Origin of the sequence: Agromyces allii (assembly GCF_009749385.1) — a bacterium.
GTDB classification, from domain to species: domain Bacteria; phylum Actinomycetota; class Actinomycetes; order Actinomycetales; family Microbacteriaceae; genus Agromyces; species Agromyces allii.
On the sequence record NZ_WBIN01000003.1, the window covers coordinates 158,142 to 172,119 of the forward strand.

Annotated in this window: 15 protein-coding genes; 8 read left to right on the forward strand and 7 right to left on the reverse strand. The window is 70.2% G+C overall.

Going from position 1 to position 13,978, the window contains the following annotated elements:
- Positions 1–97: 97 nt before the first annotated feature.
- From GQR16_RS05445 to GQR16_RS05460, 4 genes are all read left to right on the forward strand, one after another.
- Complete coding sequence (locus GQR16_RS05445; RefSeq protein WP_157414132.1) at positions 98–811, forward strand: IclR family transcriptional regulator; 714 nt, start codon at positions 98–100, stop codon at positions 809–811.
- Positions 812–1,173: 362 nt separating this feature from the next.
- The gene (locus tag GQR16_RS05450) at positions 1,174–2,178 is read left to right on the forward strand and encodes a Kelch repeat-containing protein (RefSeq protein ID WP_157414133.1); all 1,005 of its coding nucleotides are present in this window, start codon (positions 1,174–1,176) and stop codon (positions 2,176–2,178) included.
- Between the two features lie 202 nt (positions 2,179–2,380).
- Positions 2,381–2,686, forward strand: coding sequence for a hypothetical protein (locus tag GQR16_RS05455; protein WP_157414134.1), 306 nt, complete (start codon positions 2,381–2,383; stop codon positions 2,684–2,686).
- Positions 2,687–2,744: 58 nt separating this feature from the next.
- A complete protein-coding gene (locus GQR16_RS05460; RefSeq protein WP_157414135.1) occupies positions 2,745–3,023 on the forward strand; it encodes a hypothetical protein in 279 nt (92 codons plus the stop codon).
- 41 nt (positions 3,024–3,064) lie between these two features.
- Here GQR16_RS05460 and GQR16_RS05465 read toward each other — a convergent pair whose 3' ends face one another.
- From GQR16_RS05465 to GQR16_RS05475, 3 genes are all read right to left on the reverse strand, one after another.
- Positions 3,065–3,331 (reverse strand): hypothetical protein, encoded by a 267-nt coding sequence (locus GQR16_RS05465; protein ID WP_157414136.1) that lies wholly within the window; start codon positions 3,329–3,331, stop codon positions 3,065–3,067.
- A 64-nt stretch (positions 3,332–3,395) separates the two neighbouring features.
- Entirely contained in the window at positions 3,396–5,360 is a 1,965-nt protein-coding gene (locus GQR16_RS05470) for an FAD-binding monooxygenase (RefSeq protein ID WP_157414137.1), read from the reverse strand.
- A gap of 206 nt (positions 5,361–5,566) precedes the next feature.
- Complete coding sequence (locus GQR16_RS05475) at positions 5,567–6,463, reverse strand: aldo/keto reductase (protein WP_157414138.1); 897 nt, start codon at positions 6,461–6,463, stop codon at positions 5,567–5,569.
- 121 nt (positions 6,464–6,584) lie between these two features.
- Here GQR16_RS05475 and GQR16_RS05480 point away from each other — a divergent pair, with 121 nt between their 5' ends.
- From GQR16_RS05480 to GQR16_RS05495, 4 genes are all read left to right on the forward strand, one after another.
- Positions 6,585–6,980, forward strand: coding sequence for a tautomerase family protein (locus GQR16_RS05480; RefSeq protein ID WP_157414139.1), 396 nt, complete (start codon positions 6,585–6,587; stop codon positions 6,978–6,980).
- Positions 6,981–7,068: 88 nt separating this feature from the next.
- Positions 7,069–7,926, forward strand: a complete 858-nt coding sequence (locus GQR16_RS05485) for a helix-turn-helix transcriptional regulator (protein ID WP_211373445.1) — start codon at positions 7,069–7,071, stop codon at positions 7,924–7,926.
- A gap of 47 nt (positions 7,927–7,973) precedes the next feature.
- On the forward strand, positions 7,974–8,768 hold the full coding sequence (locus GQR16_RS05490) for an oxidoreductase (RefSeq protein ID WP_157414141.1): 795 nt from the start codon (positions 7,974–7,976) through the stop codon (positions 8,766–8,768).
- A gap of 33 nt (positions 8,769–8,801) precedes the next feature.
- The gene (locus GQR16_RS05495; protein WP_157414142.1) at positions 8,802–9,623 is read left to right on the forward strand and encodes an alpha/beta hydrolase; all 822 of its coding nucleotides are present in this window, start codon (positions 8,802–8,804) and stop codon (positions 9,621–9,623) included.
- A gap of 49 nt (positions 9,624–9,672) precedes the next feature.
- Here the strand turns inward: GQR16_RS05495 and GQR16_RS05500 are convergent, their stop codons facing one another.
- From GQR16_RS05500 to GQR16_RS05515, 4 genes are all read right to left on the reverse strand, one after another.
- Complete coding sequence (locus GQR16_RS05500; protein WP_157414143.1) at positions 9,673–11,160, reverse strand: MATE family efflux transporter; 1,488 nt, start codon at positions 11,158–11,160, stop codon at positions 9,673–9,675.
- Positions 11,161–11,316: 156 nt separating this feature from the next.
- Positions 11,317–12,114: an SDR family oxidoreductase gene (locus GQR16_RS05505; protein WP_211373446.1), complete on the reverse strand. Its 798-nt coding sequence runs from the start codon at positions 12,112–12,114 to the stop codon at positions 11,317–11,319.
- 27 nt (positions 12,115–12,141) lie between these two features.
- Complete coding sequence (locus GQR16_RS05510; RefSeq protein ID WP_157414145.1) at positions 12,142–13,092, reverse strand: alpha/beta hydrolase; 951 nt, start codon at positions 13,090–13,092, stop codon at positions 12,142–12,144.
- 188 nt (positions 13,093–13,280) lie between these two features.
- Entirely contained in the window at positions 13,281–13,940 is a 660-nt protein-coding gene (locus GQR16_RS05515; RefSeq protein ID WP_157414146.1) for a sigma-70 family RNA polymerase sigma factor, read from the reverse strand.
- Positions 13,941–13,978: the final 38 nt, after the last annotated feature.

The window sequence follows — 13,978 nt, forward strand, 5'->3', positions numbered from 1 at the left end:
CACCTTCCGGTCGTGTGCGGGCCCTCCTCCTGTCGGGGCGACGGCTCGCATTCCGTCCGGTAAGTTCGGATATCGAACGCGGAGGCAAGGGGGCAGCATGGCGGCAGAGGGCACGAGCGGCGCCGGATCGCAGACGCTGAGCCGCGGCATCCGGCTGCTCGAACTGCTCGCCGATGCCGACCGCAACCTCTCCATCGACGAGCTCGCCGCACAGCTGGGCGTGCACCGCTCGGTCGCCTACCGGCTGCTGCGCACGCTCGAGGACCACGGCCTCGTCGCACGCGACAGCGCCGGCCGCATCACGCTCGGCACCGGGCTCGCCGCCCTCGCCTCGGGGGTCGCGCGCGACCTGCAGCAGGTCGCCCTGCCTGAGCTCAGCGAGGTCGCGAACGAGCTCGGCATGACCTGCCTCCTCGCGGTGCAGGTCGACGCCGACGAGGCCGCGACGCTCGTGAGCGCGGCACCCCGCCAGAGCATGGCGGTCGTGTCGTACCGCCCGGGACACCGGCATCCGCTCACCCGGGGAGGCCCCGGCAAGGCGATCCTGCTGTCGCTGCCCGAGGCCTCATGGGCGGATGCCGCGACGTCGGCGTTGCGCGCCGAGATCGCCGAGAGCCGCGAACGCGGGTACGCCGTGAGCCACGACGAGGTCGTGCCCTCGCTGCGGTCGGTCGCGGTGCCGCTGGTACTGCCCGGACAGCCCGCGGCGGCGATCGCGGTGATCCACGTGTCGTTCGCGCGCCCCGAGGCCGAGATCGCCGCGCGCCTCACCGCCGCCGCCGCGAGCGTGCGCCGCGCCTACGGCGCCTGACCGCGGCATCCGCTCGGCGAACAGGTCGATGGTCGCGGGCCAGGGGCGACACCGCGATGGCGACGTGTCCGCGAGCGCCATGCCTGCTGGGACCGATGCCGCGAAGTAGGCGGGCGCAGCTCTCGGAATGCCGGCGGTTTCGGGCTCGACGTCTCGATGCATGTTCTGGGCGCGTGAAAGGAACATGCGTGGTGCGACATTTCCAAGGTATGCGAGTGAGGCGTTGGAGGTACGCAGGCGCGATTGCGGCCGTCTCGATACTCGTGCTGAGCGGCTGCTCGAATTCTCCGCCGCCCGCGAGTTCTTCTGCGACCACGGCCTCGGGTTGGGTTGCCCTCGATGATGTTCCGCTGACAGGCCGAGTGGGGCCGGCTGTCGTCTGGACCGGGACCGAGGTCATCGTCGCGGGCGGCGACACCGGCCCACCGTGTCCGCCGAACGCTGACTGCGTATCGAACCAGCAGGCACGCGATGGCGCCGCGCTCGACCCGGCGACCGGACGGTGGAGGCGCATATCCGACGCCCCGGTCGACATCCCGCCATACGCATCGGCGGCGTATGCCGACGGCCGCGCGCTCATCCTCGCCTCGACAGGAGACGAACGCCGGCTCCTGAGTTACGACGTGGACACGGATCGATGGGACCGCATCAACCTCCCCGACGACGCGCCACGAGCACTGGTGGGCGACGGAGACCGAGTCCTCCTGGCGTCGACATCGGACGAGCACGGCCGCTTCGCGGATTTCATCCTGGATGTCGAGACCGGCGCGTGGTCGCAGCTTACCGCCGATCCGCTCGGCCAGATCTTCGATCGGGTACTCACACCCACGCCCGATGGACTGGTTCTGACCGGCAAGCAGCTCGTCGAGGACCCCGGAGCTGATGGACCGGCGCTCACGATCGCCGCATGGCTCGATCGGCGATCGGGCAAGTGGTCACGACTCCCCGACACGGAACAGATCGGGGGCTGGCGGTGGGCCTGGACCGGCACCCGCCTCGTCGATCCGACACTGGGCGGTGGTGATGGCGGCGAAGTCGGGAGCTGGGACCGCTCGTACCCGTACGGAGGCGCGATCTCGGTGCCCGACGGACAGTGGTCGCCATTGCCGGAGCCACCCTCACCACGACAGGATCACTGGCTCACCGATACGGCCGGTGGACGGTTCTCGTTCAGTGGCGGCTATGTCTACGACGATCGGCGATCGTCGTGGACTCCGATCGACCGCCCGGACCATGCGCCCCAGCACGCCGATGCCGCCGTCTGGGCCGACGATCGACTCGTCGTCGTCGGCGGCACCGACTGGAACGACGCAGGGGGCACCATCAGCAGCCAGACCTGGATATTCGACCCCGAACCGAGCAGATGAGGAGCCCGATCGCGCCCGCGCGGTGAGCTTCCCGGCTCAACTGACCGAATCGGGCACCCGCCCGCGATGCTCGGTAGCTTGCTCGTATGGAATCCTCTTCGCCGGCGTCATCGGCGTCCTCTGCGCTTGCGACCATTGGCCACACGGCTGCAGCACCCGAGTCCCTTGTGGAACTCGGGCGTCATCGACAGAACGGTCCCCGATGAGAATCGACCTCGAACGAATCGACATCCACGCCGCAGACCACTACGGGAGGAAGCGGAGTATCGAGGTCGACGAACGGATGCTGCTTTCCGAGCTCGTTGAAACGGTCTGCGGTCCGTTCCTGCCCGAGCTCGACTGGGCCACCTGGACCATCCGAGCCGAGCGCTCCGGCACCTACGGGGACATCGCCCGGACCGGCGGCCGAGACGAGCCCCCGCACCTGCTCATCCAGGACGCATCACTCCTCGAAGTGACGAACGGCGCGCCGGAGTTGCGCATCTTTTGTCTCCTCACCGAGGGCTGACTGCACGCCGACCGATCGGTGATCACCACAGGCGCTCGGCATCGAGGACAATGAGCAGATGCCCCGTCGCCTCCCCACTGAACGCCAAGCTTGGGGCGCGGGCCTCATCGTCGCCGGAATCGGGGTGCTGCTCTGGCTCGGCTGCCTCTTCATGATGGTCCGCGTCGGCTGGGACCTCTCGATGGAGGTCGGCTCCGGCGGCGGCGGGCGCAACGGGGGCGTACGGGTGCCGGCCGGCGTGGCGCTGGCGATCCTCGGCCTGCTGGGGCTGGGGTGCGTCGCGCTCGGCGGCCTCGTCACGCGGAACGCGCTCCGAGACATCCGCGACGAAAGCTGAGTGACCAGACCTGCGCCCGTGGTGCCGCCGGATCGGCGACGCTACGCGGCGGGTTCGTGCTGTTCCGCCTGCTTCCGTGCCGACCGCCTGAGCGCGGCGCCGACGACGATCGCGACAGCGCCGAACATGATCCAGATCAGGCCGACGGTCACCGGGAGGGCCGCCTCTGAAGGGGTCAACCCGTTCGGCAGCGCACCGATCAGCATCACCACCGCCAGAACGAGCCCGAATGCCGTGAGCGTCAGCCCGATCGTGGTGAGGTAGGTCGGCGCCTTCGAGGGGTGTGAGGGAGCACTCGGCTTGGGCATGCTTGAAACTGTAGCCAGAGATTGCCGCGACGACACGCTCCGGCCTCGAACCGATGCCGACCGCTCAGCGCGCCAGCAGCGCCCCCTTGAAGAACTCGGCGAGCTCCGCTGTCGCCGAGAGCGGCAGCACCTGCGCGACGTAGTGGTCGGGGCGCACGACGACGACCACGCCGTCGCGTGAGAGGCCGCGCTCCTCGAAGATGTCGTGCTCGGGGTCGGCCCCGTAGACCTTCTCGTAGTCGGTGAGGCCGAACGGCCCGGTCGCGGGCCGGAACACCGCGGGCGCCTGCATGAGGTCCACCGCTCCGTGCGGCTGCTGGTAGACGACCTTCACGTCGAACACGTCGTCGAAGCTGCCGCCGTCGGGCACGTGCACGGCCAAGGGCGAGTCGGATGCCTCGGCGAGCCAGTTCGCCCACGATGCCAGCGCCGAGTCATCCGCCCGTGAGATCGCGCCGTCGGCGAAGGCGTAGATGCGCCACCGGCCGTCGGCTCGATGGTGGTGCCCGAGGTGCACGGGATTGCCGTCGCACACGCGCGAGACGGGCGCCGACTTGAAGCGCTTGCCGACGGGGAACCCGGTCGCGAGCTCCTGGTGCTGCTGCGAGCCGACGATCATCGAGGGCTCGTACTGCGTCATGAACCCGGCCGGGAACTCGAAGGTGCGCACGTAGAAGTCCTCGAGCTCGGCCGGGTCGCCGAGGTCTTCGGGCTTGGTCGCCATGAGCTTCGACCATTCGCGGTCGAAGTCGATGAGCTCCTTCGCGACCACGTGCCGCTCGGCGTGGTAGGTCTCGAGCAGGGCGGCGTCGGCTCGGCCGTCGAGCACGTGGCCGAGCTTCCAGCCGATGTTCCAGCCGTCCTGCATCGAGACGTTCATGCCCTGGCCGGCCTTGGCGCTGTGCGTGTGGCAGGCGTCGCCCGTTATGAACACGCGCGGCGTGCGGGTGCCCTGTTCGTCGAGGGGCACGTCGTCGAAGCGGTCGGTGACGCGGTGACCGACCTCGTAGACCGAGTGCCACGGCACGTTGCGCACGTCGAGCGAGTACGGGTGCAGGATGTCGTTCGCCTTCGCGATGACCTGCTCGAGCGTCGTCTGGCGCACGGCGCCGTGATCGTCTGCGGCGACCTCGCCGAGGTCGACGTACATGCGGAACAGCTGGCCGCCCTCGCGCGGGATGAGCAGGATGTTGCCCGCCTCCGACTGGATCGAGCACTTGGTGCGGATGTCGGGGAAGTCGGTGACCGCGAGCGTGTCCATGACCCCCCACGCGTGGAACGACTGCGCGCCCACGTGCTGTGCGCCGATCGCCTCGCGCACCTTGCTGCGCGCGCCGTCGGCACCGATGACGTACTTGGCGCGCACGATGCGGCGCTCACCCGTGAGCTCGCCGTCGAGGGCGACCGCATGCGAGGCGTCGCCCGCCCCGACCCCCACGCCCGTGGCGCGCTCGAGGGTGACGGTCACGGGGTACTCGGGCAGCGAACCCGGCTCGCCGTCGGCGCCGGGCTGCGCGACCTCGAGCGCCACGAACTCCCACCCGTAGTCGGGCACGACACGGCCGGGGGAGTTGTGCGCGTACTCGGCGAAGTAGTCGAGCACGCGCGCCTGGTTCACGATCAGGTGCGGGAACTCGCTGATGCCCGTCGGGTCGTCGGGCGTGACGGCCGCGCGGTGGATGTTCGCGCGGTTCTCGGGGTCGGGCTTCCAGAACGCCATCTCGGTGATGCGGTACGCCTCGGCGATGATGCGCTCGGCGAACCCGAAGGCCTGGAACGTCTCGACGCTGCGCGCCTGGATGCCGTCGGCCTGCCCGATCGCGAGCCGACCTCCGCGCCGCTCCACGATGCGGGTCGAGACGCCGGGGAACTGCGCGAGCTGCGCCGCGGCGACCATGCCGGCCGGGCCCGAGCCGACGATGAGCACGTCGACCTCGTCGGGCAGCTCCTCGGGGCGGTCGAGCCCGATGCCTGCCGCCGGCTCGATGCGCGGGTCTCCGGACACGTAGCCGTGGTGGTGGAACTGCACGGGCTCTCCTCACGTCGTCGTGGTGGGTGTATGCGATCCCCTTCGTGTTCGATAAACGAACACGTAATTCTCATATCGCTCAGCCAGTGTAGGTCGCGGGCGCGACGACGACAAGCGGATGCCGCAGCACGGCGACCTGGTCGGGGTCACCCGCTCGCGACATCCGCTCGCTCGGGGCTCTCGAAGGCTCGGGCCTCAGCCGGCGCTCACGCCTCGGGGATCGGCAGCCCGAACCGCTCGAGTGTGATGTCGACCGGCTCGGGGCCGCGGCGCACACCGAGATCGAGCGCGTCGATGCGTGCCAGCTCGTCGCCCGTCAGCTCGAAGTCGAAGATGTCGAAGTTCTCGGCGATGCGATGAGGGGTCACCGACTTGGGGATCGCCGAGCGACCCTCCTGCACGTGCCAGCGCAGCATGACCTGCACGGGCGACTTGCCGTGCGCGGCGGCGATCTCGGCGATGGTCGGGTCGTCGAGCGTGCTGCCACCCTGACCCTCGCGGTAGAAGGTGATGCCGCCGATGGGCGACCACGCCTGGTTCAGGATGCCGCGCTCATCGTCGAGCGCGAGCACCTCGCGCTGCTGGAAGAACGGGTGGATCTCGAGCTGGTTCACCGCGGGAACGACCTCGGCGACGTCGAGCAGGCGGTGCAGGTGCTCCGGCATGAAGTTGCTCACGCCGATCGCACGCACCTTGCCGTCGGCGTAGAGCGCCTCGAGACCCCGGTACGCCTCGAGCGTGCGCTCGAACGCGGTCGGCAGCGGCTGGTGCAGGATCAGCAGGTCGAGCTGCTCCACGCCGAGCTTCGCCGCGGACTTGTCGAAGGCGTGCACGGTCTCGTCGTAGCCGTAGTCGCTGATCCAGACCTTGGTCTCGAGGAACAGCTCGTCGCGCGCGACCTCCGCCGCCGCGATGGCCCGCCCGATCGCGTGCCCGACCTCGCGCTCGTTCTGGTACGCCGCGGCCGTGTCGATGTGCCGGTAGCCGACGCGCAGCGCCTCGGCGACTGCCGCTTCGGTCTCGTGCGGCGCGGCCTGGTAGACGCCGAAGCCGAGGGTCGGCATCTCGACGCCGTTGTTCAGGGTGAGCGTGGGAATCGTCATGCTCGCCACGCTACGCGCGACCCGCCCGGCGAGGGAGGCACAGACGGTACCCGTCACCGCGCCCGCGACCCTATTCTGGCGAGCGGATGTCTCGACCCACCGCCCATCGAAAGGATCCGCCATGCCCGCCGCCCTGATCGAGGTGCGTCGCGAGTACACCGCGACCGAGGAGGTCGCCATCATGGACGCCGTGCACGCCGCACTCGTCGCCGCGTTCCGCATCCCGCCCGAGGATCGCGACGTGCGACTGGTCGCGCACGCACCGCACCGCTTCGCATGCTCGCCGGATGTCGCGCAGCCCGAGTACCGCACCCTCGTGACGATCGACTGCTTCGCCGGCCGCTCGGTCGAGGCGAAGCGTGCGCTCTACGCGGCGATCGTCGAACGGCTCGAACCGCTCGGCATCCCGCGCGATCACGTCACGACGATCGTGCACGACGTGCCGCGCGAGAGCTGGGGCCTCATGGGCGGTACCGCCGCGAGCGACGTCGACCTGGGCTTCGACGTGAACGTCTGAGTCATCTTCCGCCGCAACCGCCCTGACGCCGCTGCAGAGGACGATACTGTGCGCATGCCGATCGATGCGTCGCGTGCGGGGTGCCCCCGTGGCGACTGACACCCCTCTCGGGAGTTACCTCCGTGCGCGCCGAGTGCTCGTGCGACCCGAAGACGTCGGGATCCGCGTCGGCGTCGAGCGGCGACGGGTCGACGGCCTGCGCCGTGAAGAGGTCGCGATCCTCGCCGGCATCAGCACCGAGTACTACCTGCGCCTCGAGCAGGGTCGTGAGACGCATCCGTCCGATCAGGTGCTCGACGCACTCGCCCGGGCGCTGCGCCTCGACGACGCCGCCCGACGCTACCTGCACGAGCTCGCGCGGCCGGCGCCCGACCCGCACGACGGCATCGACGAGGTCGACGAGCACGTGCAGTGGCTCATCGACTCGTGGCCGACCACCTCGGCCGTCGTGCACAACCGCTACCTCGACGTGCTCGCCACCAATGCGCTCGCCAGGGCCCTGAGCCCGAACTACCGCGTCGGCGTGAACAACCTCGCCTCGCTGCTCACCGACCCCGCCGACCGTGCGCTGCATGAAGGGTGGGAGGGGCTCACGGAGCGCTCGGTCGCCCTCTTCCGCTCGATGTTCGGCCTGCGCAGCCACGACGCCCGCCTCCGCGCGATGGTCGACGAGCTCTCGAGGTCGAGCGACCGGTTCCGCGAGCTCTGGCGGCGCAACGACGTCGCGCAGATCACCGACGGCGTTCACGTGCTCAGACATCCGGATGCCGGTGCGCTGACCCTGCACTTCATGCGCGTTCCCGTGGCGGGCACCGACGGCCACACGATCTACCTCTACCAGGCCGAGCCCGGCTCGCCCTCGGCCGAGAAGTTCGCGGCCCTCGCCGCCGGAGGAGCCGACGGCACCGACGGCACCGCCGGCACCGCGCGCGCTGCTCGGGGGTAGTCGCAGGGACAGGCGGGCCACCCCGCAACGCGACTACCGTCGCGCCCATGGATCTCGATCTGACCGACAAGGTCGCAGTGGTCACCGGCGCGAGCAAGGGCATCGGCCTCGCGGTCACCCGGGCGCTCGTCGCCGAGGGGGCGCGGGTCGTCGCCGGAGCCCGCACCATCACCGACGAACTCGTGGCGCTGTCCGACACCGGCCACGTCATGGCCGTGTCGGTCGACCTCTCGACGACCGACGGGCCGGCCGAGCTCGTGGCGAGGGCGGCGCACTTCGGCGGACTCGACATCCTCGTCAACAACGTCGGCGCGGTGACGCCGCGCACCGAGGGATTCCTGGCGGTGACCGACGAGGACTGGCTCGCCACCTTCAACCTCACGCTCATGGCGGGCGTGCGCACCACGCGGGCGGCGATTCCGCTGCTGCTCGAGCGAGGCGCCGGCAACGTCGTCACGATCGCCTCGGTCAACGCCTACCTGCCCGACCCCGGGGTGATCGACTACGCGGCGACGAAGGCGGCCGTCTGGAACCTGTCGAAGTCGCTCTCGAAGGAGTACGGTCCGCGCGGGCTGCGCTTCAACACGATCAGCCCCGGACCGGTCTCGACGCCGCTCTGGCTCGGCGAGACGGGCGTCGCGGCGACGATCGCCGCGAGCATGGGCGTCTCGTTCGACGAGGCGCGCGAGCGCATCATCGAGGCCGGCGGGGGTTTCTCGACCGGCCGCTTCACCGAACCCGAGGAGGTCGCCGACCTCGTGCTGCTGCTCGCGAGCCGGCGTGCCGGCAACGTCACGGGCGCCGACTTCCTCATCGACGGCGGGCTCACGAAAGAGCTCTGACCGCATCGCCCATCACCACGAAGGAGCTTCACCATGTCCAAGACCCCGGTCGTCTTCATCCACGGCCTCTGGATCCACGCCTCGGCGTGGGCGCCCTGGCAGGAGTTGTTCGCCGCCAACGGCTACGAGCCGTTCGCGCCCGGCTGGCCCGGCGATGCCGACACCGTCGAGGCCACCCGCGCCAACGCGGCGGACCTCGACGACGTCGGCATCGAGCAGATCTGCCACCACTACGCCGACTTCATCGACACGCTCGACGCCAAGCCCATCGTCGTCGGCCACTCGTTCGGCGGCCTGATCGCGCAGGAGCTGCTCGCGAACGACCTCGCGATCGCGGGCGTCGCGATCGACCCGGCCCCGATCAAGGGCGTGAAGACCTTGCCGTTCTCGCAGCTGCGCTCGGGCTTCCCGGTGCTCGGCAACCCCGCGAACAAGAAGCGCACGGTCGCGCTGACCGCGAAGCAGTTCCGCTACAGCTTCGGCAATGCGATCTCCGAGGAGGAGTCCGACGCCCTGTTCGAGGCCTGGACGATTCCCGGGCCCGGCCGCCCGCTCTTCGAGGACGCGACGGCCAACTTCACGCGCAATTCCCCCGCGACGGTCGACACCCACACCGCGGTCCGCGGTCCGCTGCTGCTCATCTCGGGCACCGAAGACCACACCGTGCCGAAGGCCGTGACGAAGGAGGTGCTCGGCCTGTACGCCGACAACCCCTCGTCGCTCACCGAGTACCGCGAGTTCGAGGGCCGCGGCCACTCGCTCACGATCGACGGCGGGTGGAAGGATGTCGCGGACGCCACGCTCGAGTGGCTCGCCTCGCAGCGGCTCGCCGCCGAGGGCGCGACCGCCCCGTAACCACCGCCCACGCACGCACCCGTGCCCGCGCCGCTCCCGTTTCGGGCGGTCAGCGGGTGCGGGTGCGCTCCCCACGACCCGCGGACGCGGCATCCGCCCCGACGATCGGGATCGACTGCGTGACGACCGCGTCGACGACCATCGAGCCGTCGGTGGGGCCGATGATCGCGACCGCCGTGGTCTCGGTCGGCACGGCCGGCTGCACGGGCAGTCGCCCGAGCCGCCGGTGCTCGCGCACGTACGCCGGCACGAGCAGCACGACCGCGCCGAGCCAGGCGAGCGGGTTGCTCCACACGACGCCGACGAACCCGATGAGGCTGCCGAGCACGACCGCGGCCGCGACCCGCATGACGAGCTCGACGACCCCGGTCACAGTCGGGATCAGCGTGTGGCCGAGACCCTGCAGGGCGCCGCGCAGCACGAAGAGCACGCCGAGGGCCGAATAGCTGAGGCCGTTGATGACGAGCATCAGGGTCGCCTGGTGCACGACCTCGTCGGAGCCGTCGCCGACGAAGAGCCGCACGAGCGCCGATCCGAACACGACGAGCAGGGCGCCGAGCACGATCGAGAGCACGATCGACATCCACGTCGCCTCGACGACCCCGCGGCGGATGCGGTCGGGGCGGCCGCCGCCGAGGTTCTGCGCGGCGTACATCGACACCGCGAGGCCCAGCGACTGCAGCAGGGCCACCGCGAGCCCGTCGACGCGCGACGCCGTCGTGTACGCGGCGACCGCGTCGGCTCCGAGTTCGTTGAGTGCGACCTGCACGGCGAGGGTGCCGATCGCGATGATCGACGCCTGGAAGCCCATCGGCAGGCCGAGGCGCAGGTGCTCGCGCAGGTCGGCGCGCGTGATGGCCCAGTCTGCTCGCTTCAGGTGCAGCACGGGCACGCGTCGGCGCACGTACTCGAGGCACATGAGCACCGAGATCGCCTGCGCGACGACCGTGGCGAGGGCGGCGCCGCCGACGCCCCAGTCGAGCGGGCCGACCATGAGCACCACGAGCCCGACGTTGAACGCGCACGCGATGCTGAGGAAGATCAGCGGGGTTCGCGAGTCGCCGATCGACCTGATGATCGCCGACAGGTAGTTGAACGCCATCATCGTCGAGGCGCCGAGGAAGCTGACCTGCGTGTAGACCGTCGCCTCGTCGAGGAGCTCGGGCGGGGTCTGCATGAGCTCGAGTGCCGGCCGCGCGATGAGCGGTGCGGCCACGGTCAGGAGGAGGCTCAGGATGCCGGTGAGCAGCGTTCCGGTCGCGACCGAGCGCCGCACGGCTGCATGGTCGCGACCGCCGAACGCCTGCGCCGTCGGGATCGCGAATCCGGATGTCACGCCCCACGCGAACCCGAGCAGCAGGAACAGCAGGCTCCCCGTCGCACCGACCGCGGCGAGCGAGTCGACGCCGAGGTGCCGCCCCACCACGATCGCGTCGGCGAACTGGTAGAGCTGCTGCACGACGTTGCCGATGAGCAGCGGGATCGAGAAGAGGAGGATGACGCGCCAAGGGCGTCCGGTCGTCAGGGCGGTGGACATCGGTGAGGGCTTTCGCGGACGGGTGCGGTCAAGAATGAGGCGGTCCGCTCGGGCACCGCGCCGACCATTGTATCGAATCGATTCGACCCCCGCAGGGCCATTCGCCTCCGCCTCACGCATGACCCGACCCGATCCCGCGCACGGATCAGGCGCCCATCACTGCACCTGATCGGTCGGCCGCACGAGGATCTCGTTGACCGAGACGTGCTCCGGCTGACTCAGCGCGTAGACGATCGCCTCGGCGATGTCCTCGGGTCGAAGCGTGCGCATCGACGCGGCGATGCCGGCGGCCGCCGCCTGCATTGTCGTGTCGGTGATGTGGCTCGTGAGCTCGGTATCCACGAAGCCCGGCTGGATCACGATGACGCGGACGCCGCGGCGGGTGACCTCCTGACGCAGCGACTCCGAGAAGGCGCTGATGCCGAACTTCGTCGCGGCGTAGACGCCACTGCCGAGCGACGCGGACCGAGCGGCGGTCGACGAGACCTGCACGACGGCGCCCTTCGATTCGAGCAGGTGCGGCAGCGCCGCGTGCACGGCGTACATCGAGCCGAGCAGGTTGGTGTCGATCATGCTTCGCCACTCGCGCACATCGGCGCCGACGATCAGCCCGCTCTGCATGAGCCCCGCATTGTTGACGAGCGCGTCGAGGCGGCCGAAACGGGCGACGCTCTCGCTGACGGCGCGCTGCACGGACTCGGGGTCGGTGACGTCGAGCTCGAGCGGCAGGATGTCGCCGGGCGCCGCGTCGACGAGCGCGGCGAGCCGGTCGGTCCGGCGCGCCCCGATCGCGACGCGCGCGCCGACACGCGACAGTGCCAGAGCGGTCTCCCGCCCGATGCCGGACGATGCCCCGGTGACGAGCACCACCTTCCCCTCGAGCGGCCGGCCGGCATCGAGCGAGCGGCGCGCCTCGGGCGTGCGGCCGACCCCTGCGGATGGTTCGGTGTTCACGGTGCTCCCCTTCTGCGTCATCCGTGTTCAGACCCGTCCGAGCGCCTTGCGGAGCACGTGCACCGCCTGCTCGACGGCAGCAGTCACTGCGGCGGAGGGCCGCAGCGGGTTCAGCATCATGAAGTCGTGCAGCGTGTCGTTGTAGCGCACGCTTGTGGTCCGCACGCCCGCCTCCACGAGGCGCCGCGCGTACGCCTCGCCCTCGTCGCGGAGCACGTCGTTCTCGTCGGTGATCACGAACGCCTCGGGGAGCCCGGTCAGCTGTTCGGTCGTCGCCCGAAGCGGCGAGGCGGTGACGTCACCACTCTTCGCGGCATCCGGCAGGTAGCTGTCCCAGAACCACGCCATGGCGGCCGCGGTCAGGTATGGGCCGTCGGCGAACTCGCGGTAGCTTTCGGTGTCCTGCGCGGCGTCGGTCACGGGGTAGTAGAGCGACTGGTGCACGAACGACACATCGCCGCGCTCCTTGGCCAGGATCGCGACCACAGCGGTCATGTTGCCACCGACCGAGTCGCCGGCCACTGCCAGGCGCCCGGCATCGAGCCCCTTCTCCGCGCCAGAGCGGGTGATCCACCGGGCGGTCGCGTAGGCCTGCTCGATTGCGACCGGATGCTTCGCCTCCGGCGAGCGGTCGTACTCGACGAACACCACGGCGGCGTCGACACCGACCGCGATCTCCCGCACGAGGCGGTCGTGGGTGGCGGCGTTGCCGATGACCCAGCCACCGCCGTGGATGTAGAGGATCGTCGGCAGCAGGCCGGTCGATCCCACCGGCTTGACGATCCGCACCCGCACGTCACCGACCTCGGCGGGAACGGTGACCCACTCCTCGTCGACATCGGGCTTCGCGATCGGGGCGGCCTGCAGGTCGTCGAGGACCTTGCGGGCGCCGTCCGCGCCGAGCTGGTAGAGGAACGGGGGAGTCGACGTGGCGTCGGCGATGGCCTGCGCCTCGGGATCGAGGATGTGCGCGTTCATGATCGTGTGCCTTTCCGTTGAGCGTCGGTTCTCTGAGCGGGCGCATCCGGCGGATGCTCCTGCCCACTACGACCGGGCCGCGCCCGTCGTTGTGACGGACACCCTCCCTGACCGCCGGGGCCACAGGCGCACGCCCTGGGCTAGGACGTCCAGCGAGCAGCACCTGAGCCTCGAGGTCAGGCGCAGCCTCACGCCCGCGTCAGCACGAGCTCCAGCGCTGCCGCATCACCCTCACGAGCGGCATTCCGGAATGCGCGCAGGAGCCGCTGATGGGCGCCGGGGTCGACGACGCGCTCCTTGGCGATCGCGAGGTGTTTACGGGCCCGGCTGACGAGCTGCCGCACGGCGGGCTCCGTCGTCTCGATCACGGCGGCGATGTGCGGGTACGGGTAGTCGAACCCCACGCGCAACACGAACGCGGCCCGTTCCGCCGGTGTGAGTCGCGCCATCATCAGGTACGTCGCGCGTTCGAGCTCTTCGTCCCGCTCCACGACCGCGGCGGGGTCGAGCACGTCATTCGGTCGAGCCTCGAATTCCTGGCCGACGGATGTCTCGCGACGTACCCGCGCGCTCTGCAGTACGTTGATCGAGGCGCGAGTCGTGGTCGTCGCCAGGAACGCCATCGGTTCGCGAACGCGGCTCCTGTCGCACGTCTGCCAGCGCACCCACACGTCCTGCAAGACGTCCTCTGCCTCGGCGGCGCTTCCGAGGATGCGGTACGCGATACCGAAGAGCCGGCGGCGGCCCTCGATGAAGACGCTCAGACCGCCGACCGGTGTGCTCGGCGACTCCGCAACCTCTCCGCGGCGGTACCCCGCGAACCCCGGACGATCGATGATCGTGCTCATGCTGTGTCCCTCCCATCGAGTACGGATCCCATGGATCA

Bases quoted from the DNA above. Each gene is read 5' to 3' on its own strand.
- GQR16_RS05490 (WP_157414141.1), top strand. From the start codon at position 7,974: ATGGATCTCGATCTGACCGACAAGGTCGCAGTGGTCACCGGCGCGAGC.
- GQR16_RS05460 (WP_157414135.1), top strand. From the start codon at position 2,745: ATGCCCCGTCGCCTCCCCACTGAACGCCAAGCTTGGGGCGCGGGCCTC.
- GQR16_RS05495 (WP_157414142.1), top strand. From the start codon at position 8,802: ATGTCCAAGACCCCGGTCGTCTTCATCCACGGCCTCTGGATCCACGCC.
- GQR16_RS05455 (WP_157414134.1), top strand. From the start codon at position 2,381: ATGAGAATCGACCTCGAACGAATCGACATCCACGCCGCAGACCACTAC.
- GQR16_RS05445 (WP_157414132.1), top strand. From the start codon at position 98: ATGGCGGCAGAGGGCACGAGCGGCGCCGGATCGCAGACGCTGAGCCGC.
- GQR16_RS05500 (WP_157414143.1), bottom strand. From the start codon at position 11,160: ATGTCCACCGCCCTGACGACCGGACGCCCTTGGCGCGTCATCCTCCTC.
- GQR16_RS05465 (WP_157414136.1), bottom strand. From the start codon at position 3,331: ATGCCCAAGCCGAGTGCTCCCTCACACCCCTCGAAGGCGCCGACCTAC.
- GQR16_RS05515 (WP_157414146.1), bottom strand. From the start codon at position 13,940: ATGAGCACGATCATCGATCGTCCGGGGTTCGCGGGGTACCGCCGCGGA.
- GQR16_RS05475 (WP_157414138.1), bottom strand. From the start codon at position 6,463: ATGACGATTCCCACGCTCACCCTGAACAACGGCGTCGAGATGCCGACC.
- GQR16_RS05510 (WP_157414145.1), bottom strand. From the start codon at position 13,092: ATGAACGCGCACATCCTCGATCCCGAGGCGCAGGCCATCGCCGACGCC.
- GQR16_RS05480 (WP_157414139.1), top strand. From the start codon at position 6,585: ATGCCCGCCGCCCTGATCGAGGTGCGTCGCGAGTACACCGCGACCGAG.